The sequence below is a fragment of the Alicyclobacillus sp. CIJ1 genome (assembly GCF_057538885.1).
Map to the genome: position 1 here is coordinate 65,549 of NZ_BAAJPH010000060.1, position 20,240 is coordinate 85,788.

Genomic DNA, 20,240 nt, shown 5'->3' on the forward strand with positions numbered 1-20,240 from the left:
GGGCATGTTACATAGACGAGAAGAGATGGGGGGATTTTGCATGCCAATCGCGACACCCGAGGAGCAAGCCCGGTACCACGCGCTTGTGAATCGCCTGACGCCCGGACGGCCCATCCTCCGAAATACAGTGCGAGCCTTCATCGTCGGTGGGCTCATCTGCGAACTGGGACAGGCGATCCAAGCCCTGTTCGTGCGGTATGGCGGCTTCAAGCCCACCGAAGCCGGGAATCCAACGGTCGCCGTGCTCATTCTGCTGGCAGCGATCTTCACCGCCATGGGCGTCTACGACCGATTTGCGCAGTGGGCTGGCGCCGGATCGGCCGTACCTGTTACAGGGTTTTCCAACACGATGACGTCCGCCGCCATGGAACACCGCAGCGAGGGATTCGTGGCGGGCGTGGGCGGCAACATGTTCAAGGTCTCGGGTCCCGTCATTGTCTACGGGGTTGTCAGCGCGTTCTTCATCGCGCTCATCCGATACGTGGTGGAGCACCTCTAGAAGGGGCGATGACGTATGGCAAGACTCGGGCGCTCCACGTGGGCATTCGGCGAGCGCCAGGTAGCCGTCAAGGCCACTTCGACCGTGGCTGGCTCCTTGGAGGGGCAAGGCCCGCTCTCCGACGCCTTCGACGTCCGCCTAAACGACGATCGCGCTGGGCAAGCCACCTGGGAACGGGCGGAACAGGCGTTGTTTCGCCGAGCAGCCGAGATCGCGTGCGAAAAAGCGGCTGTCCATCCGAGCGATCTCGACCTCGTCGTCGGCGCGGATCTCAACGCGCAACTCACATCGTTCTATATGGGGCTAAGGACTTTGGCCAGGCCTATGCTGGGCGTGTACAGCGCTTGCGCTTCCATCTGCGAGGCGCTTGCCGTGGCTGGTCTGGCTGTGGCGACCGGATTTGCGGATGTCGTCCTCGTCGGCACGTCGAGTCACACCAGCACGGCCGAGCGCCAGTTCCGATATCCCACGGAGTACGGCGTCCAGCGCCCGCCAACCGCTCAGCGCACCGTCACGGGCGCTGGCGCGGCCATCCTCGCGCGAGGCCGTGGGAAGTGGCAAATCACCCACGCAACCATCGGCGAGATCGCGGACTTCGGCGTCAGGTCCCCTTGGGAAATGGGCGCGGCGATGGCGCCGGCCGCGTGTGATACGTTGCGACAGCATCTGCAAGATACCGGCCGCTCTGTCGTCGACTACGATCTCGTCGTCACGGGCGATCTCGGCCGCGTCGGGCTGAACATCCTGCGCCATCTTCTCGTCGAACAGGGGTTGGCGTCAGCAACGGTCGCGGAGGAGCGGGTCCAGGATTGTGGCGCCCTGATCTATGACGAAAATCAGCCTGAGGTGTTTTCGGGCGGCAGCGGGGCTGCGTGCAGCACCCTGGTGACCTTCGGGCACCTGTTCCGAGAGATGGAGCGCGGCCACATTCACCGGCTGCTGGTGTGCGCCACGGGAGCGCTGCTCTCGCAGGTCAGCGCTCAGCAAGGGGATACGATTCCGTCCATCTCGCACGCCATCGCATTCGAACGGGGGGATTGACATGTCGGCGTGGACGTTCTTGTGGGCGTTTTTGGTGGGTGGCGCCATCTGCGCCATTGGGCAAGTGATCATGGACACGACCAAACTCACGCCCGGGCACGTCATGTCCATCCTCGTTGTGGCTGGCGCGGTGGCGGACGGCTTAGGGCTTTACGATCCGCTCATCAAGTTCGCCGGCGCTGGCGCGACCGTGCCCATCACGAGCTTCGGGAACGCCCTTGTGCACGGCGCCATGCACGAGGCGAAGATTCACGGGCTGATTGGCGTGATCACCGGCATCTTCGAGGTCACGAGCGCGGGTATCTCCGCCGCCATCGTGTTCGCGTTTCTCGCCGCCGTGTTTGCGAAACCGAAGGGGTGAGGCGCTTGCGCCACGTGGTCTCGCATCCTCGCCGCGTGATTGTGGTGACGGACGGCGATCGCGTCGCTGCACGAGCCCTGGCTATCGCAGCGAAGCGCACAGGGTGTTCATTCGTCGCGCAGAGCCGGGGAAATCCCACCCGGTTGAGTGGCGTGGAACTCGTGCGGTGCGTTGAGGCCGCCCCGCGCGATCCGGTCATCGTCATGCTGGATGACAACGGCGATCCCGCCGAGGCGGCAGGAGAGTCTGCGCTGCGGGTCCTCGGTGCGCATCCGTCGGTCGAAATCGCCGCCATTCTGGCCGTCGCTTCGCACACGGGAGGGGTGCGCGGAACACCCGTCGACTTCAGCGTCGATTGTCACGGCCGCCGCGTCGAGCATGCGGTCGACAAGGAGGGACATGAGACGGACGCCTACCTCGTCGCGGGGGACACCGTGGACGCGCTCTGCGGCTTGGATGTGCCGCTCATCGTCGGCATCGGCGACATCGGTAAAATGGGGGGACTCGATGCGCCCGCGCGCGGCGCTCCGGTCACGACGAGCGCTATCGAATGGGTTCTCATGGAACTCGCCTGGCGCGCGGGGCGCCGCCATCTTGCGCCCAGCGGACGGCTGCCCACACCCACGACTCGGATGCGACATACCCTTCAGTAGACGATGGAGGGGGTGAGACGACGTGCTCAGCATCTTGGCGTTTCTGCCCCGGGTCTTCCGCTACTTTGGCATGTTTCAGATGTTTTTCGGCTTCGTGCGCCCCTTTTGGCCGATGATCGCGCGCGTGTGGCGTCGACCCGCGATGGCTGCAGCGTGACCTCTCGGCCGATGCGCGTGTGTGCAGTATAATAGCGAGCATGGACATTCGCGCACGACAGGGGTTGAAGGATACGAAGCTTTTGTACGCGGGACCAGGTACGGTTCATCGTTGGATTGAGGTCGTCGAAGAGAAGGGCATTCGACAGATGCGTTTCGGGCGAAACGGCGGCTGGCAGGGGGCGCTCGATCTCGCCCGGCCTGAGCGCCCCGTTTTTCCGTATCAACGAGCGTTCGCGGCTCTCGCCGAGGCCCATGAGCCGATTCGGGCGTTTCTCGCCATCGGCGTGGGGGCGGGGACGAGCCTCCACCATGTTCGCCGCCTTCATCCGGAGGCGGCCCTTCATGGCGTCGAGATCGACGAGACCGTGCTGACCCTCGGAATCGAGTTTTTCCAGGCGCCGTCTCACCGCGAGGCGAACTACTGGGTTGGAGATGGCGTGCAGTTCATCTCCTCGCCCCACGCCGCCACCTACGACCTCGTCTTCGTAGACGCGTATCTGAAGGCGAGCATTTATCAACCCTGCCTCGCCCCGGGAACGGTGTCCTGCCTTGCTCGCGTCACCTCGAATCGCGGGACGGTGGTGTACAACCTCATTACAGCAGGATATCGCTCCACGTATTGGAGGGGGTTTCTGGACGTCATGCGCTCCTCCTTTCCCGTACTTCTGGATCTTCCCGTGGGTCTTCCGCTCACCGCCCAAAACCGACTGTTCATTGCCACGCGCGACGAGGATCTCGCGGCAAGACTTCGCCAAATGTGCATGCGGGCAGGGGCGTCGGATCTCGAGCGCGTCTCTTGGTCGCTTCGCCTATCAGCGCTGTGAACGCGCGTGATATAATGCCGGTATCCATTCACCGGCAGGAGGCATCGGATTGTTCGCTTCATGGCTCAATCCCGTCTGGATCTTGCGCTTCGCTCTCGTGCTTGCGAGTCTGGTGCTGCACGAGTTTGCGCATGCGGCGATGGCGACCTGGCTCGGGGATTCGACGCCCAGGCGTCAAGGGCGGTTGACACTCAATCCCGCAGCGCACCTCGATTTGACGGGCCTTATCGCCATGCTGGTAGCACCCATCGGCTGGGCGCGCCCCGTCGAGATCCACCCGGGTGCATTTCGCCATCCTCGCGCCGGGATGGCGTGGGTCGCATTGGCCGGTCCCCTGGCCAATGTCGTCCTGGCCGCGTTGAGCTTCGCCGTGCAAAGCCTTCCGGTGGTGTCGGCCTCGGACGCCTTGCAGCAACTGTTGGGTTTGGCTTTCGAGGTAAACGTCGCCCTGGTGTTGTTGAATATCCTGCCCATTCCACCGCTCGACGGATGGCGCGCCCTGTACGCACTGTTGCCCGTGCGCTGGCGCCTTTCGCTCGCGTGGCTGGATGCTTACGGCCCCTGGTTCCTGTTGCTCATCTTCCTGCTTCCACCCGCAAACCGCGCGTTTTCCGATCTCGTCTACGCCGTGATGTCGTACTGCTACGGCGTGTGAGAGGAGGCGCAAGGTGTCCTACGAAATCCGACTCGCGCAGTTCGAAGGCCCACTCGATCTGCTCTTGCATCTCATCCGCAAGAATGAGATCGACATTTATGACATTCCCATTGCCGCGATTACCGAACAGTACCTTCAATACTTGGATGACCTCGAGCGGTGGTCGCTCGACATCGCGAGTGAATTTCTAGTGATGGCGGCGACGCTCCTGTCGATTAAGTCGCGCATGTTGCTTCCGCGGAGATCAGCCGCGCCTGACGAAGAAGAAGATCCGCGGCTCCCGCTCGTGCAACAATTGCTCGAGTACGAGCGGTGCAAGTGGGCCGCCGCTCAGCTGGCCGATCTCGCCGCGCGGAACGCCCAGGTGTACGGCCGCGAGCCGATGGATCTGCGCCCATACCGGCCCAATACCCAGGCAGAGAGGCTCGACGTGACGCTGTGGGACCTCGTCGACGCGTTTCGCAAGCTGTACCTGCGGTTGCCGCCGTCGGAGCGCGTTGCAGAAATCCGCGGAAAGGTCGAAAAGGTCGAGGAGTGGATGGACGAGATCGCCGAACGCATGCGACGATATCGGTCCGCGGAATTCACCTGGCTCCTCGGCGGGAGGTTCACGCGGGAGGCTCTGGTGGCCGCGTTTCTCGCCATCCTGGAGTTGCTCAAGGATGGCCGCCTGACGTGCCGGCAAGCGGAGCCGTTCGGTCCCATTGAACTTGTCTGGACGGGGGATTGATCATGGAATTGGTCGCTGCGCTTGAAGCGGTGTTGTTCGCCGCCGGTTCGGAGGGGATGTCGACCCGCGAGATTGCGCAGGTGTTGGACGTGTCGGAGGGCCAGGCGCGCGATCTCTGCCACCTGCTCGCCGCGCACTTGGAGGAACGTGGCTCAGGGCTGACGCTGCTCCACACAGGAGACACGTGGCAACTCGTGACGCGCCCTGAGTTTGCACCGTATTTTCGCCGGATGGCGGATCAACCTGCCCGTTCCAGTCTGTCACAGGCCGCGTTGGAAGTTCTGGCTATCATCTCGTATAAGCAGCCCATCACGCGTGCCGAAATCGAGGAGATTCGGGGCGTACAGTCGGATCGCGCACTCGCCACTCTTATCCACCGGGGGCTTGTCCAAGAAGTGGGGCGGCAGGACGGACCGGGTCGGCCGATTTTATACGGGACCACGATGGAGTTTCTCCGCCAGTTTGGATTGAGATCCTTGGACGAACTTCCGCCGCTGCCCGATTTTGCAGGAAAGGAGGGGCGGCCCGATTTGTTCGCGATGTCGTCAGATCTCGCGCGGGACTGAGAGATTGCATATCGACCAGGTTCTGGGTGCACCCTAGCTCGTGAGTGCGAGTGAGGTGCCTGCATCCATGGGATTCGGTTGGATTGGCATCGCATGCGGGCTGTGTGTGGCGCTGTGCGTCCTTTTCATGGCGGCCCCCATCCGCGTGGAGGTGGAATACAGGCGTGCGGGATCGGACGAAATCCGCGCCCACGTTCGAGCGATGTATGGATTGGTCCGGCTGCGGTGGAGGTGGGCGAGTGGGGAGGGCAGGGTGCAGCCAAAGAGAGGGCGCGGTCCGACGGCGGACCGTCTGCTCGAGCCCAGCCGCCCCTCGCTCTCGCTGAACGCTTGGCGATCCTTCGCGCACCGGGCGCTTCGCGCGCTCGATCGCATGGCGCCGCATGTCCACGTCGAAGAATTGCAGCTGGAAGCTCGAATGGGCGCCGGGGAGTCCGTTCAGACAGGCGTGCTCGTGGGCGTGTGTTACGCCGCCATCTACACAATTTTGGGTTGGATTGGCAGTCGAGTGAGGATGCACCGCGTTCCGACCGTCTCCATTGCTCCCGCGTTCCAGGATGTCTTGTTGACCATCTACGCGAGGAGCATAGTGCGCATTCGCACAGGGTACGTTATAGCTGCAGGACTTCGCATGTTGACGGCTTGGAAGAGGAGGGCGTCGTAACGTGGATCATCCCATTCAGGGTCTCATGCAGACCGCGATGTCGAATCTTCGCGAGATGGTGGACGTGAACACCATCATCGGCGATCCGGTCGAGACGCCGGACGGAACGGTCATCTTGCCAGTGTCGAAAGTGGGCTTTGGGTTTGCAGCCGGCGGAAGTCAGTTTGAGGGAGGGGACGCGCACGGTCAGGGACAAGGCGATCTCCCGTTCGGAGGCGGATCGGGGGGCGGCGTTTCCATCACGCCGATTGGCTTTCTCATTGTGCACGGCAACAATGTTCGGCTCCTGTCGGCGGATCACCAGAATCAGCTGTACGACCGACTGATTGACCTCGCGCCCGCCATGTTGGAGCGAATCCAGAGCCTATTTTCCAAGCAAAAGACGTCGGATCCTCCGGTCATGTGAGGCCCGTCATACGGTCCGATCCTCCGGCATACTCCTTGTACGGGACAAGTTCGCCCCGCGGGAGGTGCCGTGCCGTGATCGACTTCATTTGGCTTGCGTTGTTCCTCTCCGGCGTCGCTACTGCGATGGTCACCGGCCGCATGCCGATGGTGTCCAGCGCCATCCTGAAAGGCGCGGAAAGCGGCGTGGAGTTGTGCATCGGTCTTATCGGCGCCATCAGTCTGTGGATGGGGCTTATGCACATCGCAGAGCGCGCCGGTGCCGTAGCTTGGCTGGCTCGAAAGTTAAAGCCCGTCGCTCGCCTCCTGTTTCCTTCAGTCCCCGCCGATCATCCCGCGATGGGCGCCATCTTGGCCAACATGAGCGCCAACCTTCTGGGCATTGGGAATGCCGCGACGCCTCTAGGCCTTAAGGCGATGGAGGAACTGCAGAAGTTGAATCCTCATCCGGACAGGGCCTCGGACGCCATGTGCACGCTTCTGGCCGTGAACACGGCTAGCATCACGTTGATTCCCACGACCGTCATGGCCATCCGCATGCAGTACCATTCTGCTCATCCCTCGGCCGTGGTCCTTACCACCTTGGTCGCCTCGCTCATCGGTACGTGTGCGGCACTGGTCCTCGATCGTCTCTTTCGAGCGCTTTCCCATCGGAGGCAGGTGCGATGAGCGACGCACTGGCCGTCATCAGCGAATGGACGCTCCCACTTGTCGTGAGCCTGATCCTGGTGATCGGAGCCTGGCGGCGGGTGCCCATTTACCAGACTTTCGTGCAAGGCGCCAAAGGCGGTTTTTCGACTGCCATTCGGCTCATCCCGCATCTCGTTGCGATGATGGTGGCGGTGAGTGTCTTTCGCGCATCCGGCGCCATGGACGGGCTCGTTCAGCTGCTCGATCCGGTCCTCACCTGGCTGCACGTTCCTGCTGAAGTGGCGCCGATGGGCATTCTGCGGCCCATCACGGGCCAGGGCAGTCTGGCCTTCATGATCGACATTTTTCGGAAACACGGGCCCGATTCCCATTTGGGGTTGTTGGCCTCGACCATGCAGGCCTCATCCGACACCACGCTGTACATTTTGACAGTATATTTCGGAAGTGTGGGCATCTATCGGTTTCGCTACGCGCTCGCCGTAGGGCTTATGAGCGACTTCGTCAGCGTGCTCGCGTCGGTTTTCGCAGTTTGGCTCGTGTCTGGTATGATACAGGTCTAGCGAACCTGGCTCTTTGCGCAGGAGGATGGGAGTTCGGATTAGGATGGAACGATTGCAGAAGGTGTTGGCACATGCTGGCGTCGCGTCGCGGAGGAAGTGTGAGGAGCTCATCCTCGCCGGGCGGGTCAGCGTGGACGGCGAGGTTGTGACCCAGTTGGGCGCAAAGGTCGATCCGTCACGTCAGCGCATCGCGGTGGATGGCGTGCCCATTGAGCTCGAGCAGCCAGTGGTGCTTGCGTTGAACAAGCCCGTCGCCTATCTGTCCACGGTATCCGATCCGTTGGGACGGCGCACGGTGATGGAACTTTTGCCTCCGATCCGAGAACGCGTGTACCCGGTCGGCCGGCTCGACTACGACACGAGCGGGCTTTTGCTATTCACGAATGACGGCGAACTGACGCAGAGGCTGCTTCACCCTTCGCGTGAGATCGAAAAAGTGTACCGCGTTTCGGTGCGGGGGATCGTGGATCGAGAAACTCGGCGGGCCCTGATGGAGGGCGTGGAGTTGGAGGATGGTGTGACCGCCCCCGCGAGGGTCGAGGTCCTTCGGCAGGCGGATGGCGAGGACGGCGTCGCCGTCGTCCATCTCGCCATTCACGAAGGCCGAAATCGGCAGGTGCGGAGGATGTTCGAGCGGCTCGGGCTGCCCGTGCTGCGACTGAAGAGGATTGCATTCGGACCTATCTCACTCGGTCACCTGAAGACGGGCCAATGGCGTGCCCTGAGCCAGGATGAGTGGGTCGCGTTGTACCAGACGGCGGGCATGACACCGCCTCCGTACCGGCGGCCGACGATCCGGCGCGAATCCGGCGGCAAGGGTCCTGCGCGGTCGCTTTCTCGAGATCGCAACGTCCGCCGCGACTGAGCGTCGGTGTGCATGGACAGAGCTCGAGACAGCATCCTACACGATGAGGGGGTGCTGTTGACGATGATCAAGTCGGCGCGGATTGCAGCCGCACTGTGCATGGTTTTGGTGGTGACCGGGTGCGGGCGAGTGGACAACGCGTCACAAGCCGCCAACCGTGTCGCGCAGGCCTCGAGACAGGCGGGCAACGCTGTGGCCAATACCGTCCAACGAGCAGGGCAAGCAGCGGATCGCGTAGGACAAGCGATGGGTGATCAGGCGGCCGCGACCTTTCGTGAGGCCAATGACATCGCCTCCTATCTCGTGCGATCCGGCTATGCACAGCAGGCCATCGCCTTCGTGATGGGCGACGTGGCTTATCTCGCCATTCAAACGCCACCAGCGGCCGGCTCCAAACAGACGAACAAGGACCAGATTGCGGAGCACGTGAAATCCGCATTTCCAGCGATCCGCCAGGTGTACGTCAGCGAGGATCCGGACGTGTACGCGAGGTTTGAGCACTTTCAGCGGATGATGCAGCAAGGCCATCCGGTTCAGGGCGTCTGGCAGAGCTTCAAAACGTCTGTGGTTCGCATGTTCCCATCCTGAGCGTTTTTCAAACGTGCAGCCGGCCGGGCTTACGCTCGGTCGGCTGCGTTGTTTGCCAAACGTTCCTGGCCGTATAATGGGACGGAAGGGGCCACAGGCGGAGGTGTAGGCATGGCACAGACGCGAATCTTGGTTGTGGACGACGAGGAACGGATTCGCCGATTGGTTCGCATGTACCTCGAGCGAAACGGGTTTGAGGTCGATGAGGCGGCTGATGGAAAAGAAGCACTCAGCAAGGCTTTGAATCAGGCGTACGCATTGATTATTTTGGACCTGATGTTGCCCGGGATGGACGGTCGTGACGTGTGCGCGCAAATTCGTCAGCACAGCAACGTGCCCATTATGATGCTGACCGCAGCGGGCGACGAGGCAAATCGCGTCCACGGCTTCGAGCTCGGAGCCGACGACTATGTCGTCAAGCCGTTCAGCCCGCGCGAACTCGTGCTGCGCGTGAAGGCCATGCTCAAGCGCACCGGTGAAGTGGAGTATGGCCGAAATGCGATTCAAACGCTTACGTTTCCCGGCTTGGAGATTCAGATCGACGCGCGCCGCGTCGAGGTCAACGGTCAGGAGGTCAATCTGACCCCGAAGGAGTTCGACCTTTTAGTCTACATGGCTCAGCGCCCTGACAAGGTCTTTAGCCGTGAAGAACTGCTGAGGGATGTTTGGAATTATCAGTTCTTCGGAGATCAGCGCACCGTGGACACGCATATCAAACGGCTTCGCGAAAAGCTGGGCCAGGCTTCGCCCGAGGTGAGCCGCTACATTGTGACCGTGTGGGGCGTCGGGTACAAGTTCGAGGTGGCTTCGTGATCCGAAATAGTATCGTAGCCAAGATGTGGCTGACGATCGTCGGCATGGTGTTTGTCATTCAGGCGCTCCTGTCGGTTTTGCTCCAGCAGGTTTTTAACAAGTACATTGTGACCCGCGAAGAGGCGAGTCTTACCCAGCTCGCGCTGACCGTCGAGTCCGTTCTCGCCACGGAAACGGATCGCTCCATCAAAGAGCAAGTCGCGAGTGACATCGCCAGGCGTGTGGAGCGGGCGACGGTGGTGTATGGAATTCCGTATACCTCCAATGCGGCGCTGAAAGCAGCCTATGCCGCCATGACGCCCGCGCAAAGGCAGGCGCTGTCGCGCGGTCAGCCGGTCGCGCTGCGCGGGACTTTTGGCAAAGTGCATCGGCTCACCGTGTACGTGCAGATCCCGAATGCCCGAGCGCCGCAACCAGGTCTCGTGGCCGTCTCGCAGGACACAAGCGTCTTGGACGAGCCATTGCGAGAGATTCGCAACATGGTGCTGTTTGATACGGTGCTCGGCGTGATTCTCGCGACGGGATTTGCATTTGTGATCTCGAAAAATCTGTCTCGTCCGTTGGTCGACATGACCCGAGCCGCCGAGGAAATGGCGCGCGGCCACTACCGTCAGCGCGTTCGCGTGGTGACCAACGACGAAGTGGGGCGGCTCGGGCACACGTTCAATGCGCTCGCTCGTCAGTTGGCAGAGACCATCGAGCAGCTCTCGATGGAACGTGAGGGACTGCAGCGAATTCTTTCGTCGCTGCAAGACGGCGTTGTTGCGACCGATCTCGACGGCCGAGTTGTGTTGGCAAATCCTCCCGCAAAGCGCCATCTGCGCCATCTCTCGGTGGCAGAGCGCGGGATTGTCGATGAGGAGAGACTCCCGGATCGTCTAATGAGCCTATGGGTGCGTGTGCGTGAACAACAGGACGCGGTGTACCGCGAAGACACCTGGGACGGCCGCACCATCGGCATTACGATGCTCCCTTTGTACGAGGCGGACGGCACGACGTTGCGCGGCGCACTCTGTGTCCTTCGTGACATCACGGAGGAGAGGCGGCTGGATCGCCTCCGCAAGGACTTCATCGCGAATGTCTCGCACGAACTGAGGACACCTCTCAGCATGTTGCAGGGATACACGGAGGCTCTTCTGGACGACATCTCGGATGATCCAGATATGCGCCGCGAGTTGACGGAGATCATTCACGATGAAACCATGCGCATGAAGCGCCTTGTCAATGATCTCCTCAACCTCGCCCAGCTGGAAAGCGGACAATTCAAGCTCCATTTTGCGCGCGTCGATCTCACCCAGGTCATGCGGCGCGTGGCGCGCAAGTTTCAGGCGCTTGCGGGCGACGAGGACCAATTGGCGTTTGAAGTTTCCATCCCGGATCATCCTGTCATGGTCGATGGCGACGAGGATCGCCTGGAGCAGGTCTTCACGAACTTGCTCGATAATGCATTTCGGCATACGTCTCAGGGTACCATTCGATTTGAGCTGGACATTCGCCATGACTATGCCTACGTCCGCGTGGCCGATACAGGCAGCGGCATCCCGGAAGAGGACGTCCCGTATATTTTCGAGCGCTTTTACAAGGCGGATAAAGCTCGCACGCGGTCGCGGTCCGGAACCGGACTGGGCTTGGCCATCGCCCGCCAGTTGGTCATTGAGCACCGCGGAGAGATTTTGGTGGAAAGCCGGCTGGGAGAAGGCACGACGTTCACGGTGGTGTTGCCACTCGCTTTTTCGAATCAGGACGGCGAAGGAGGAGGCGTCTCATGACGTGGGTGTACGATTCCAAGCTGTATGACACCAAGTTTCAAGCTTCCTGCCGCCTGGCGCGGCTTGAGGACGCCGTGGCGTCCTCAAGCGATGCGCGCTATCTTTCGGTGTTTCAGACGCAGAACGGCCGGTACGGTGTGAAGATCTTACTGGCTCACGATTCGTCTGAGTCGGAACGGTGTTCGAAGTAACGCAGCCGGGTCAGCAGGTTCTTCTTTTGAGCCAGCACGTCGATCAATTGCCAGAGAAAGGATGCTTCTTCTTTGGACAATTGACTCATGCGATGGGCGGCTTCCAAATAGGGGAATGATTCCTCGTTGAGCACGAAGTGTTGGAGCGGCGTTGGCAGCTCGTAAACCGAATTCCGCATGCGCTTCGGTTCGTACGTCATCTCAGGGTCGCACAGCACGTGCAGCGGTACCCCTAACGCGTCGGCCAATCGCTTGGCGTAATCCAAAGAGGGTCTCCGTTTGTCGCGTTCGATGGAAGAAATGTGAGGTGTGGACACGCCCGCTCGCATGGCGAGCTCCTGTTGGGACCAACCGCGGCTCTGACGAATGGCTCTCACACGTGCACCAAATGAATCCTTCATCGCGATCTCCTCCCTGAAACCCCTCATGGTCTAACTCACCGACAATGTATCAAGGCCTCGGCTTCATTGTAAATGCAAAAATGGGAATAAACTTTACTGTTATGTACGAGTTATCTGCATCACCTCGGAAAGGATTTGTTGAATGTTATACTACTGTTCTGGCAAACCGCCTGCCAAGGGGGTCCATCGACATCTGTGGACTTGGCCGAAGTCTCACCTGGTTGCCATCACGGGAGCCGGCATCAGCGTGGAGAGTGGCTTGCCTACTGTGGACGATGTCGTCGCGGGTGTTCCACTACGGCGTTTGTTTCAGCCGACCCTATGGCGAGAACAGCCCCTTGAGGCGTTTGAGGCGTTCCGAATCATCGCCAGGGAGTGGCAGAGGAAGCGGCCGAACCGTGCACACTTGGCGCTGGCTCACGCAGACGTTCCCGTCGTCACGCAGAACATCGACGGCCTTCACTGGGCTGCGGGGAGCAAGCGGGTCATCGAGTTGCACGGCAATCTTCGGGAATTGCGGTGCGACGCGTGCGGCGGCATTTTTCAGTCTGCGTTGGCGTGGAAGGAAGCACTTCCGAAGTGTCCGACGTGTGGCGACGTGCTTCGTCCAGGGTTCGTCCTGGAAGGTGAAGAGGTGCGTCACATTGCGCGAGCGTTGGACTGGGTGACGGAAGCGCGGGGGCTGCTCATCGTGGGTACGGAACTTCAGATGACGCCAGTTCGCGAATTGTACGAAGTGGCGAGAAGGCGTAATGTGCCGATTGCTTGGGTGCGCGATCATGCGGAGGACTGGGTTCCCTATTTGCTCGGAGGCGCGAGTGGCTCGAATTCTCTTTTTTGCCCGGGTGAAGTATAGTAACAGCAGCGATGCGGTCTCGCCGCACCGCATGTTCTGACAAAGATGAGGGGATGTTGTGGAATCGGACAAGATTCATTACGTGCTCGTGACGGATCGCAGCCGCAAGGCGCGTTCTCTCCGCCAACTGTACGAGACCCTTGTGGCGGATCGCGCAGACGCTGCACGCCTAGAGGTGAACATCGGTGAGATTCACGGAGAGGGCGGTATCGAGTTGCGCGAGCGAGATCGGCATCGCGTCCTCGGCCTTCGTCTGCAGGACGAGCATATGAGTCCGTATTGCCAGACGAATATGAACCTGTTCCAACTGCTCATGTTGGACGAGCGCACCGAGATGAGCATTTACCGCGCCCAGCGCGCATGGCTGCTGGTGTTTCGTGGGGTCGCGAGTGGCCCGCGCCCGTTCGGCGCGCAGGGTTACGACCTTCGATAACTCACGTCCATCGAGTGCGCCATGGCTGCCGGGCGCGCCGCAGGATCTGAAGGCTGTATTCGCAGAGAAGGAAAAGCACGCCCGCGAGGACGAAGTCCGCGATGAGCGATCCGGCGAGTGCAAACGTGTCATAGACGCCGTGAGCGATAGCGGGTGCAATGTAGCCCCACGCTCGGGATGTGCCGAGAAACCGCGCGCGCGCGAACTGATATCCCATGAGGATGGCGAACATGAAGTGCGCAGGCACAGCGGTGAGGGCCCGGACGACTGCCGTCCAGAACCCCGAACTGGTGACGTACAAAACGTTTTCCACGGTCGCGAATCCAAGTCCAATGGCGCACGCGTAGACAATCGCGTCGACGGGAGCGTGCAGACGGCCGCGGTCGAGGACGGTTCGTTCGAATACGGCAGCCTTGAGAAACTCCTCCACCATGCCGGCGACAAAGAAGGCCGTCGCCAAAAGTCCCCGCCACGTGGTGGGTTGGGCCGACGCGTGGTCCAAGAGAGCTCGTTCGATCACGCCGGCCGGCAGCACTACGAGCGCACCTAACCCAAACAACTTGGCGATCTCGCGCTTGGGCTCTGGGTGGAGTCTGTCGTAGGCGTAAATCAGTGCGAGGAGCAGCAGTCCAGGCAGAACGGCGAGCGCGATGTACATCGATGCTCCCTCTTTCTTGTATGATTCGCTTGAAGCGGTTGTAGTGTTTCGTCTGGGGGACTGTTTTATGTTGTGGACGGGGGATTTGCGCGAACTCGAACCCAGCTTCGGCATGCCCGTCTCATACCGCCTGCGGTTGGAGAGCGCGGACGGGCCGTGTTCCATCCCGATTGCGGTGGGAGATACCCTGGTGTTTCGGGCGACGGGCGCGCTTCGCTGCGTGGCCTGTGGGAGAAGCGTCAAGAAGCTGTATCAGAATGGATATTGTTTTCCCTGTGTGCAGACTCTGGCCGAGTGCGATCTGTGCATCGTCAAGCCGCATCAATGCCATTTTCACCTCGGGACGTGTCGCGACGAGGCGTTCGCGGCGGCACACTGTATGGTGCCGCATTACGTGTACATCGCGTGGAGCAGCGGATTCAAGGTCGGGATTACGCGGAAGGGACGGCATCTCAAACGTTGGATGGATCAGGGAGCCATAGAGGCCGCCGTGATTGCGGAGGTGCCGGATCGGAAGACCGCTGGAGATCTGGAAGTGCACATCTCGCAGTGGATGGCGGACAAGACGCATTGGCGAAAGATGTTGGCCGACGAGGCTGGGCCGGATCGACCGCTCGTCGAGGTCGCACGCGAAGTACAGGCTTCTGTCGCTGAACCCTATCACCCCTATCTGGTTGCCGATGTGCGGCCAGAACGTCTCGCCTATCCGCGGCAACCGGGCTTCAACGTCATGCTCACCTCCCTCGTGCTTGCCTCGGATGAGGCGGTGGGCGGGGTCATTCGAGGAATCAAAGGTCAGTATCTCTTGTTCGACGACGGCGTGCTCAACGTGAAGCGCTGGGCGGGGCATGAGGTGGTTGTGGAGCACCGCAGCGCCTCATGTTCGGCGGAGGTGGGGGCAAACTAGGCGGGGAGGGGTACGAATGACCTGGATTTACGAAGCGCGGCTGTATGATTCGAAGGCGGTCGCGATGTACGTGGCCATGAACCTTCGCGATTCCGGCACGCGCCAGCGGCTGGACGCCTCGTCGGTTCAGGTCTACCGCACGCGGCGGGGCAATTACGGTGTGCGGTACCGGACGCTTGACGCTTAGCCGCGTGCGGCACGCGTCATCCTCTTGGCGAATACAATGAACAGCGCATCGTGGATCGGCCTTGATCCCGCCAAGGGGTGATGACAGGTGAAAAAGACTCATTCCACGCCGGGTAAGCGTGCCGCTCAGCTTCATCTACCCAATTTCGTCCGGCTTGTGGAGCGATATAAAAAGTGCGTCGTCGGCATTGAAGTCATCCAAACCCCCTACCGAGACCGCGCCCTCTTTTTTCCTTGGGAGCGGCCTTTGCCGCGAGAAGGACGCGCTGCCCTCAATATCGGAACAGGATTCATGTTCCACCCCAAGGGCTACATCCTTACCAACGAACACGTGATCGCGGAAGCGGATCGAATCATGCTTCGGGTGTTTGGCCGGAAGGACCTGGTCGAGGCCGATCTCGTCGGACGAGATCGGAAGCACGACATCGCAGTACTTTGGGCGAACATCCCGGTCCCGTCGCCCGTTTTGCGGCTTGGTCACAGCAAAGACGTCCAGGTCGGCGAGTGGGTGGTGGCCATCGGATCGCCGCTCGGGCTCGATCACACCGTGACGGTCGGAATCGTGAGTGCCAAGAATCGCCCGCTCCAGATCGGCGACCGCGAGTATCCCAACCTCATCCAAACCGACGCGGCCATCAACCGCGGCAACAGCGGCGGACCGCTCATCAACTTGCGGGGCGAGGTCATCGGCATGAACACGGCAGTCTCCCAGAGTTCTCAAGGAATAGGGTTTGCCATCGCAGCGGATGTGCTTCGCCAGCGCGTCAAGGCGATTCTGGGTGAGGCGTGATGTCGATGGACCCCACGTCCAGGATTGGGGCCGGGAAGGCTTGTTCGATTCAGAAGCCGCGCTGGACGTGTCGCCGCAAATAGAAGCGCTGACGCGGATTCTGATCGTACCATACCCGCACTATCCGCCGGGCCGTCCACGCGTTCCGCGGGACAAGTTGCTCCAACTGCGCGGTGATATCCATCAGGCGGACATGATGCCCGTCGACGATGATCCCGCTCTCTAATTCGTGCCACGCATAGCGAGTACAGGCGGATCGCCAAAAGTTGTGCATCGAGCCCTCGCTGTAGATGTGGAACTGACCATTTTCGAGCACGAACATGAGCGCCGAAGGTAGAAACATCACGTCGCCCGGCTGCTCGACGCAGGCTTCAAAGACTCGAACAATCGGGATCACGAGCGCCCCTCCTCTCCTCGCCCAAGTATACCAGGTGCTCGAACGGCGCAACCGCCTAATCCAACGGGCGCTTGCGCGCGTACGATCGTCAAGGGGAACTTGGAGTGGACTACTTAGATGCCTTGAGCCGAGCGGATGTCGTTGGGGCTCATCCTGGAGGACTTGCGTTGACGGAGTGGTGGCTCAATCGCGTACCCCTTTCGGCGGGAGCCTCTGTGCTCGACGTGGGGTGTGGGACAGGCGCCACCGCCCTGCGGCTTGCGGAACGAGGTATGCGCGTCACAGCACTTGACGTTCGACAGGACATGATCGACCGCGTGCGCGCCCGTGCTCAACAGGCTCATCTCGTGTTGGACACGGTCGTGGGATCGGCAGAGGACTTGCCGTGGCCAACCGCGTCGTTTGATGCCGTGGTTGGCGAATCGGTCCTTGTGTTCACGAACATCCCGGTGGTGTTGCAAGAAGTGCGTCGGGTGTTGAAGGCGAGCGGATTTGCCGTCTTTGTGGAGATGGTGGCGCCTATCCGTCCTCCCTCGGGATGGCACGAAGAAGCCGCACGTGTGTATGGAACGCGAGAAGTGCCCACGCTCTCCAGTTGGCGGGATCGTTTCCTTGCCGCTGGATTTCAGCCTGCGGTGTTGCGAACGGGGTCTATCTGGAGTCTTGCGCGTGAGGTTCCGCCTTCAGCTCCCGTTCCTGACGTCCATGCGGCCATACTCTCGGACCCCGAAGTCGGGCGTGCCCTAGCCGAGCATTTCGCTTGGATGGCGCGCTTTGGCCAGGCGCTTGGATACGCCGTGTTTCTGCTTGTACCGAAGGGATGAGCTCACGGCTGTAACCATTCGTCTGGCATTTTCCATGGAATAAAGTGAAGGTAATCGCAGCTCACCAATTGGTAATGAACCCCGTCGATCTCGCCATTCAACGCGAATCGATGCGCGGGGCCATGTAAATGTCCGTACACGCACGCTCGGACGCCGTAGGCTGCGAGCAGTTCATGAAATGGAGAGTCCAGACGTTGAGCGTCGATGGGCGGGTAGTGCATCAGACACAGAATCGGCTTTTCCTCTTTGACCGCTGCCTTTAGCGACAGCTCGAGGCGCAGAATCTCCCGCTTGAGAATGGGTTCGTCCACTTCCGGGTGATAGGAAGGGTGGTGGGGCAGCGTCCATCCTCGAGTGCCTGCGAAACACACGTCGTCAAGGACAAGGCAATCGTTCTGCAAGGCATACATGCGCGGAGGTAGCGCCTTGCGAACCCGCTGAATCCCTCCCCACCAAAAATCATGGTTTCCACGAATCAGCACCTTTTGCCCAGGAAGACGTCCGATCCAGGCCAGGTCGGGCGTGGCCTCTTCGAGCTTCATCGCCCAAGAAATGTCACCTGGCATGACCACGATGTCATTCTCTTGAACGCGCTCGTGCCAGTGGTGCGCGATCTTTTCGGCGTGATCGCGCCACGCTGGTCCGAATACATCCATCGGTTTGCTGTTCGAGGTATCCAAGTGCAAATCTGCGATCGCGTAGATGGCCACAGTGTTTCCCCCTTGACCGTTCCATGATATCACACTTGCTGACTCTGCCCGTCTTCTCACGCAGGCTTTCCCAGGGAGTTGGCATTCTCCCCGCCATCATCGACGCAGGTGCCTGAGAGGTGTTGAATGGGAGCGGGGGATATCGGATGTGGACGGAGGAACAGTGGGCCGTGATCGAACCCAAGAACGCCTCGTCTGTCGTGGTGGCTGCGCCTGGGAGTGGCAAGACCACCGTGATGACGGAACATTTGGCGCAGGTCATCGCTACGGGACGAATACCCTCTCAGCGCATTCTCGCCATGACATTTACGAGGCAGGCTGCCGAACACATGCGTCAGAAGTTACGAGGGCACGAACGACTGCACGCTGTAGACGTGGAGTCCTGTACTATGGGGACGTTTCATTCCGTCTTTTTTCGAGCGCTTTTGGAGGCGGATTGTCAAGTGTATCCTGTCCTCGGCCAGCGGGAGCAGTACGCTCTCATGCGAGAAGCCGTGGTGGACGTTTTGGGCGAACGCCGCGCCGTGAGCACGTACGAACTCCAATCGTATCTCACGCTGTATAGCCGGATGGTCGGCGGGATGGAGAGTGACAAGGTGGACCATCAAGAAAAGCAAATTCTTGAGTCATATATGCGCAGAAAGCGAGCGCTAAACCGCTGGGACCATGACGATATTCTTCTCGCGTCGCTCCATCTGTTTCAGTCGCCTTCGGCGTCGAAGATACGGCTGTTTGGAATGAGCTACATTTTGGTGGATGAGTTTCAGGACACGAATCAACTACAATGGGCTCTCCTCACGTCGCTCGTGGAGCGAAACGGCGCTTTAGCCTTCGTCGTCGGCGATGACGATCAGTCCATTTACGCTTTTCGCGGCGCTTCGCCCGTGTTTCTCCAGCGCGCTGCGGAGGTTCTTCCCAACGCTCGTCGATACTTGCTCACCTTGAATTTCAGATCCGACCGAAGAATCTTAGGTCACGCCGCGCAGCTGATTCGTCACGTCAAAGTTCGAGTGAATAAGCCGCTCCGCAGCGTGAGCGAGGCAGAAGGTGTCTGCATGGCGTATGAAGTCCCCGACCGAACCGCGCAATGGCGTCTTGTGGCGCATCTGCTCCGCCGCGCGATACGTGAAGGGCGCTCTGCGGCCATCCTGGGGCGCACGCGCCATCAGCTGGCCGTCGCGTGGATGGCGCTTCGGCGAGCCTTCGGAGCGCAGTGGGATATTGTCGCGAAGGGAGTTGAATTTCGCACCTTTCACGACAGCAAGGGCAAGGAATGGGATATCGTGGCGTTGCTTGATATGGCCGTGTCTCCTGGTTCGACTTTTGACATCGATATCGATGAAGAGCGGCGCTTGTTGTACGTCGCCATGACGCGAGCCCGACATGAATTGTACGCGCTCGTGCCTCGTGTGATGCACGGAGCGCCGCGGCGCATTCATCCGTTTTTGCTGGAGTCGGGAATGGAAGTGTGTCCTGTGAACGACACGCTGAAGAACGATGAAGTTCGAAATTAGTTGAAAAATCGCTGGACTTTTCGGGCTGTCATTTATACAATAAAGACAAAACAGAGCTGTTATATATCATCTGTTGTAGATCAACGGCGAATTCGACCCTGGGGGAGTGGTGAAGATGACGAGGAGTCATCCGGTGAAGGGTGGAGACTTGCAGGGCGTTGTCTTTTCAGACCAGGCGGATTTCCATGCACCCATGGAAATCAAGCGGGAGTTTGCGGATGCAGAAAATAAGCAATGGGTTCAGGAGCGCCTTCTGGACTATTATCATGGGAGCCGAGGATAAACGGTTTCAACCTGGCGGTTCATTCGTAAAGGGAGCGGTTCGACCAACGCGCCGACATGCAGGGCGGCGCGTGTTCTTTTTTGCTGACGCGCGCCAGTTTGCAAGCGTTCCGGCTGGCGCTGTGTTCCTGGTGTTTTTTCGCGCACCCCCTTGACACAGAGGGGGAGGCGGTGATAGTATCATTCTCGCCGCCCGCGAGGCGGCAGGAAATTCGCGCGGTGGCGCGGGAATCGCTCCTTGAAAACTAAACACACGAGACCACCAAGCCCGTAAGTCCTTGTGACCGA

Annotated in this window: 30 protein-coding genes; 26 read left to right on the forward strand and 4 right to left on the reverse strand. The window is 60.4% G+C overall.

Annotated elements, in window-relative coordinates; genetic code table 11:
• Positions 1-40 precede the first annotated feature (40 nt).
• The 18 genes from spoVAC to AC27E8_RS01005 all read left to right on the forward strand — a co-directional run bounded on the left by spoVAC (position 41) and on the right by AC27E8_RS01005 (position 11,994).
• Positions 41-499 carry a stage V sporulation protein AC gene (gene spoVAC / locus AC27E8_RS00920; RefSeq protein ID WP_014464438.1) on the forward strand — a complete coding sequence of 153 codons (459 nt, stop codon included), beginning with the start codon at positions 41-43 and terminating at the stop codon, positions 497-499.
• 15 nt (positions 500-514) lie between these two features.
• Positions 515-1,540, forward strand: a complete 1,026-nt coding sequence (gene spoVAD, locus AC27E8_RS00925; protein ID WP_487097827.1) for a stage V sporulation protein AD — start codon at positions 515-517, stop codon at positions 1,538-1,540.
• A 1-nt stretch (position 1,541) separates the two neighbouring features.
• Positions 1,542-1,901, forward strand: a complete 360-nt coding sequence (gene spoVAE / locus AC27E8_RS00930) for a stage V sporulation protein AE (RefSeq protein WP_014464436.1) — start codon at positions 1,542-1,544, stop codon at positions 1,899-1,901.
• A 14-nt stretch (positions 1,902-1,915) separates the two neighbouring features.
• Entirely contained in the window at positions 1,916-2,554 is a 639-nt protein-coding gene (locus AC27E8_RS00935; RefSeq protein ID WP_487097921.1) for a stage V sporulation protein AE, read from the forward strand.
• 22 nt (positions 2,555-2,576) lie between these two features.
• Positions 2,577-2,711, forward strand: a complete 135-nt coding sequence (locus tag AC27E8_RS00940; protein WP_487097825.1) for a hypothetical protein — start codon at positions 2,577-2,579, stop codon at positions 2,709-2,711.
• Positions 2,712-2,793: 82 nt separating this feature from the next.
• On the forward strand, positions 2,794-3,537 hold the full coding sequence (locus AC27E8_RS00945; protein ID WP_487097823.1) for a spermidine synthase: 744 nt from the start codon (positions 2,794-2,796) through the stop codon (positions 3,535-3,537).
• A 49-nt stretch (positions 3,538-3,586) separates the two neighbouring features.
• Positions 3,587-4,192: a site-2 protease family protein gene (locus tag AC27E8_RS00950; RefSeq protein ID WP_487097821.1), complete on the forward strand. Its 606-nt coding sequence runs from the start codon at positions 3,587-3,589 to the stop codon at positions 4,190-4,192.
• A 13-nt stretch (positions 4,193-4,205) separates the two neighbouring features.
• Entirely contained in the window at positions 4,206-4,922 is a 717-nt protein-coding gene (locus tag AC27E8_RS00955) for a segregation and condensation protein A (protein WP_487097819.1), read from the forward strand.
• A gap of 2 nt (positions 4,923-4,924) precedes the next feature.
• A complete protein-coding gene (gene scpB / locus AC27E8_RS00960; protein ID WP_487097817.1) occupies positions 4,925-5,488 on the forward strand; it encodes an SMC-Scp complex subunit ScpB in 564 nt (187 codons plus the stop codon).
• Between the two features lie 253 nt (positions 5,489-5,741).
• A complete protein-coding gene (locus tag AC27E8_RS00965; RefSeq protein ID WP_487097815.1) occupies positions 5,742-6,152 on the forward strand; it encodes a DUF2953 domain-containing protein in 411 nt (136 codons plus the stop codon).
• Between the two features lies 1 nt (position 6,153).
• Positions 6,154-6,558 (forward strand): GerW family sporulation protein, encoded by a 405-nt coding sequence (gene ytfJ / locus AC27E8_RS00970; protein WP_487097813.1) that lies wholly within the window; start codon positions 6,154-6,156, stop codon positions 6,556-6,558.
• A 74-nt stretch (positions 6,559-6,632) separates the two neighbouring features.
• Complete coding sequence (locus AC27E8_RS00975; protein ID WP_487097811.1) at positions 6,633-7,226, forward strand: nucleoside recognition domain-containing protein; 594 nt, start codon at positions 6,633-6,635, stop codon at positions 7,224-7,226.
• Positions 7,223-7,768: a spore maturation protein gene (locus tag AC27E8_RS00980; RefSeq protein WP_487097809.1), complete on the forward strand. Its 546-nt coding sequence runs from the start codon at positions 7,223-7,225 to the stop codon at positions 7,766-7,768. Before AC27E8_RS00975 ends, AC27E8_RS00980 begins: the two co-directional genes overlap by 4 nt.
• Before the next feature lie 43 nt (positions 7,769-7,811).
• Positions 7,812-8,633, forward strand: a complete 822-nt coding sequence (locus AC27E8_RS00985) for a pseudouridine synthase (protein ID WP_487097807.1) — start codon at positions 7,812-7,814, stop codon at positions 8,631-8,633.
• A 63-nt stretch (positions 8,634-8,696) separates the two neighbouring features.
• A complete protein-coding gene (locus tag AC27E8_RS00990) occupies positions 8,697-9,221 on the forward strand; it encodes a YhcN/YlaJ family sporulation lipoprotein (RefSeq protein ID WP_487097920.1) in 525 nt (174 codons plus the stop codon).
• A gap of 111 nt (positions 9,222-9,332) precedes the next feature.
• A complete protein-coding gene (locus AC27E8_RS00995; RefSeq protein ID WP_487097805.1) occupies positions 9,333-10,034 on the forward strand; it encodes a response regulator transcription factor in 702 nt (233 codons plus the stop codon).
• Positions 10,031-11,803 (forward strand): ATP-binding protein, encoded by a 1,773-nt coding sequence (locus AC27E8_RS01000; RefSeq protein ID WP_487097803.1) that lies wholly within the window; start codon positions 10,031-10,033, stop codon positions 11,801-11,803. The genes AC27E8_RS00995 and AC27E8_RS01000 overlap by 4 nt, the downstream gene beginning before the upstream one ends.
• The gene (locus AC27E8_RS01005) at positions 11,800-11,994 is read left to right on the forward strand and encodes a hypothetical protein (RefSeq protein ID WP_041695180.1); all 195 of its coding nucleotides are present in this window, start codon (positions 11,800-11,802) and stop codon (positions 11,992-11,994) included. The genes AC27E8_RS01000 and AC27E8_RS01005 overlap by 4 nt, the downstream gene beginning before the upstream one ends.
• Here AC27E8_RS01005 and AC27E8_RS01010 read toward each other — a convergent pair.
• Positions 11,958-12,395 (reverse strand): helix-turn-helix domain-containing protein, encoded by a 438-nt coding sequence (locus AC27E8_RS01010; RefSeq protein ID WP_487097801.1) that lies wholly within the window; start codon positions 12,393-12,395, stop codon positions 11,958-11,960. The genes AC27E8_RS01005 and AC27E8_RS01010 overlap by 37 nt on opposite strands.
• Before the next feature lie 142 nt (positions 12,396-12,537).
• Between AC27E8_RS01010 and AC27E8_RS01015 the strand changes: the two genes are divergently transcribed.
• Together AC27E8_RS01015 and AC27E8_RS01020 are read left to right on the forward strand one after the other, a co-directional pair.
• On the forward strand, positions 12,538-13,251 hold the full coding sequence (locus AC27E8_RS01015) for an SIR2 family NAD-dependent protein deacylase (RefSeq protein WP_487097799.1): 714 nt from the start codon (positions 12,538-12,540) through the stop codon (positions 13,249-13,251).
• 58 nt (positions 13,252-13,309) lie between these two features.
• Entirely contained in the window at positions 13,310-13,684 is a 375-nt protein-coding gene (locus AC27E8_RS01020; protein WP_487097797.1) for a hypothetical protein, read from the forward strand.
• Position 13,685: 1 nt separating this feature from the next.
• Here AC27E8_RS01020 and AC27E8_RS01025 read toward each other — a convergent pair whose 3' ends face one another.
• Positions 13,686-14,342, reverse strand: coding sequence for a PrsW family intramembrane metalloprotease (locus tag AC27E8_RS01025; protein WP_487097795.1), 657 nt, complete (start codon positions 14,340-14,342; stop codon positions 13,686-13,688).
• Between the two features lie 67 nt (positions 14,343-14,409).
• Between AC27E8_RS01025 and AC27E8_RS01030 the strand changes: the two genes are divergently transcribed.
• From AC27E8_RS01030 to AC27E8_RS01040, 3 genes are all read left to right on the forward strand, one after another.
• Positions 14,410-15,249, forward strand: coding sequence for a DUF2797 domain-containing protein (locus tag AC27E8_RS01030; protein WP_487097793.1), 840 nt, complete (start codon positions 14,410-14,412; stop codon positions 15,247-15,249).
• Between the two features lie 16 nt (positions 15,250-15,265).
• The gene (locus tag AC27E8_RS01035; RefSeq protein WP_014464416.1) at positions 15,266-15,436 is read left to right on the forward strand and encodes a hypothetical protein; all 171 of its coding nucleotides are present in this window, start codon (positions 15,266-15,268) and stop codon (positions 15,434-15,436) included.
• A gap of 87 nt (positions 15,437-15,523) precedes the next feature.
• On the forward strand, positions 15,524-16,225 hold the full coding sequence (locus AC27E8_RS01040; RefSeq protein WP_014464415.1) for a S1C family serine protease: 702 nt from the start codon (positions 15,524-15,526) through the stop codon (positions 16,223-16,225).
• Between the two features lie 49 nt (positions 16,226-16,274).
• Here the strand turns inward: AC27E8_RS01040 and AC27E8_RS01045 are convergent, their stop codons facing one another.
• Positions 16,275-16,622, reverse strand: coding sequence for a hypothetical protein (locus AC27E8_RS01045; protein ID WP_487097790.1), 348 nt, complete (start codon positions 16,620-16,622; stop codon positions 16,275-16,277).
• Positions 16,623-16,726: 104 nt separating this feature from the next.
• Here AC27E8_RS01045 and AC27E8_RS01050 point away from each other — a divergent pair, with 104 nt between their 5' ends.
• Positions 16,727-17,446 (forward strand): class I SAM-dependent methyltransferase, encoded by a 720-nt coding sequence (locus AC27E8_RS01050; protein ID WP_487097788.1) that lies wholly within the window; start codon positions 16,727-16,729, stop codon positions 17,444-17,446.
• Between the two features lie 2 nt (positions 17,447-17,448).
• Here AC27E8_RS01050 and AC27E8_RS01055 read toward each other — a convergent pair whose 3' ends face one another.
• A complete protein-coding gene (locus AC27E8_RS01055) occupies positions 17,449-18,156 on the reverse strand; it encodes a metallophosphoesterase (protein ID WP_487097786.1) in 708 nt (235 codons plus the stop codon).
• 146 nt (positions 18,157-18,302) lie between these two features.
• Here AC27E8_RS01055 and AC27E8_RS01060 point away from each other — a divergent pair, with 146 nt between their 5' ends.
• Entirely contained in the window at positions 18,303-19,670 is a 1,368-nt protein-coding gene (locus AC27E8_RS01060; RefSeq protein ID WP_487097784.1) for a UvrD-helicase domain-containing protein, read from the forward strand.
• A 115-nt stretch (positions 19,671-19,785) separates the two neighbouring features.
• On the forward strand, positions 19,786-19,953 hold the full coding sequence (locus AC27E8_RS01065; RefSeq protein WP_487097782.1) for a hypothetical protein: 168 nt from the start codon (positions 19,786-19,788) through the stop codon (positions 19,951-19,953).
• The last annotated feature ends 287 nt before the right edge of the window (positions 19,954-20,240 follow it).

Excerpts from the sequence above, each read along its gene's own strand:
- spoVAC (WP_014464438.1), top strand. The coding sequence starts at position 41 with ATGCCAATCGCGACACCCGAGGAGCAAGCCCGGTACCACGCGCTTGTG.
- spoVAD (WP_487097827.1), top strand. The coding sequence starts at position 515 with ATGGCAAGACTCGGGCGCTCCACGTGGGCATTCGGCGAGCGCCAGGTA.
- spoVAE (WP_014464436.1), top strand. The coding sequence starts at position 1,542 with ATGTCGGCGTGGACGTTCTTGTGGGCGTTTTTGGTGGGTGGCGCCATC.
- scpB (WP_487097817.1), top strand. The coding sequence starts at position 4,925 with ATGGAATTGGTCGCTGCGCTTGAAGCGGTGTTGTTCGCCGCCGGTTCG.
- AC27E8_RS00980 (WP_487097809.1), top strand. The coding sequence starts at position 7,223 with ATGAGCGACGCACTGGCCGTCATCAGCGAATGGACGCTCCCACTTGTC.
- AC27E8_RS00985 (WP_487097807.1), top strand. The coding sequence starts at position 7,812 with ATGGAACGATTGCAGAAGGTGTTGGCACATGCTGGCGTCGCGTCGCGG.
- AC27E8_RS00990 (WP_487097920.1), top strand. The coding sequence starts at position 8,697 with ATGATCAAGTCGGCGCGGATTGCAGCCGCACTGTGCATGGTTTTGGTG.
- AC27E8_RS00995 (WP_487097805.1), top strand. The coding sequence starts at position 9,333 with ATGGCACAGACGCGAATCTTGGTTGTGGACGACGAGGAACGGATTCGC.
- AC27E8_RS01005 (WP_041695180.1), top strand. The coding sequence starts at position 11,800 with ATGACGTGGGTGTACGATTCCAAGCTGTATGACACCAAGTTTCAAGCT.
- AC27E8_RS01010 (WP_487097801.1), bottom strand. The coding sequence starts at position 12,395 with ATGAAGGATTCATTTGGTGCACGTGTGAGAGCCATTCGTCAGAGCCGC.
- AC27E8_RS01015 (WP_487097799.1), top strand. The coding sequence starts at position 12,538 with ATGTTATACTACTGTTCTGGCAAACCGCCTGCCAAGGGGGTCCATCGA.
- AC27E8_RS01025 (WP_487097795.1), bottom strand. The coding sequence starts at position 14,342 with ATGTACATCGCGCTCGCCGTTCTGCCTGGACTGCTGCTCCTCGCACTG.
- AC27E8_RS01030 (WP_487097793.1), top strand. The coding sequence starts at position 14,410 with ATGTTGTGGACGGGGGATTTGCGCGAACTCGAACCCAGCTTCGGCATG.
- AC27E8_RS01035 (WP_014464416.1), top strand. The coding sequence starts at position 15,266 with ATGACCTGGATTTACGAAGCGCGGCTGTATGATTCGAAGGCGGTCGCG.
- AC27E8_RS01060 (WP_487097784.1), top strand. The coding sequence starts at position 18,303 with ATGTGGACGGAGGAACAGTGGGCCGTGATCGAACCCAAGAACGCCTCG.
- AC27E8_RS01065 (WP_487097782.1), top strand. The coding sequence starts at position 19,786 with ATGACGAGGAGTCATCCGGTGAAGGGTGGAGACTTGCAGGGCGTTGTC.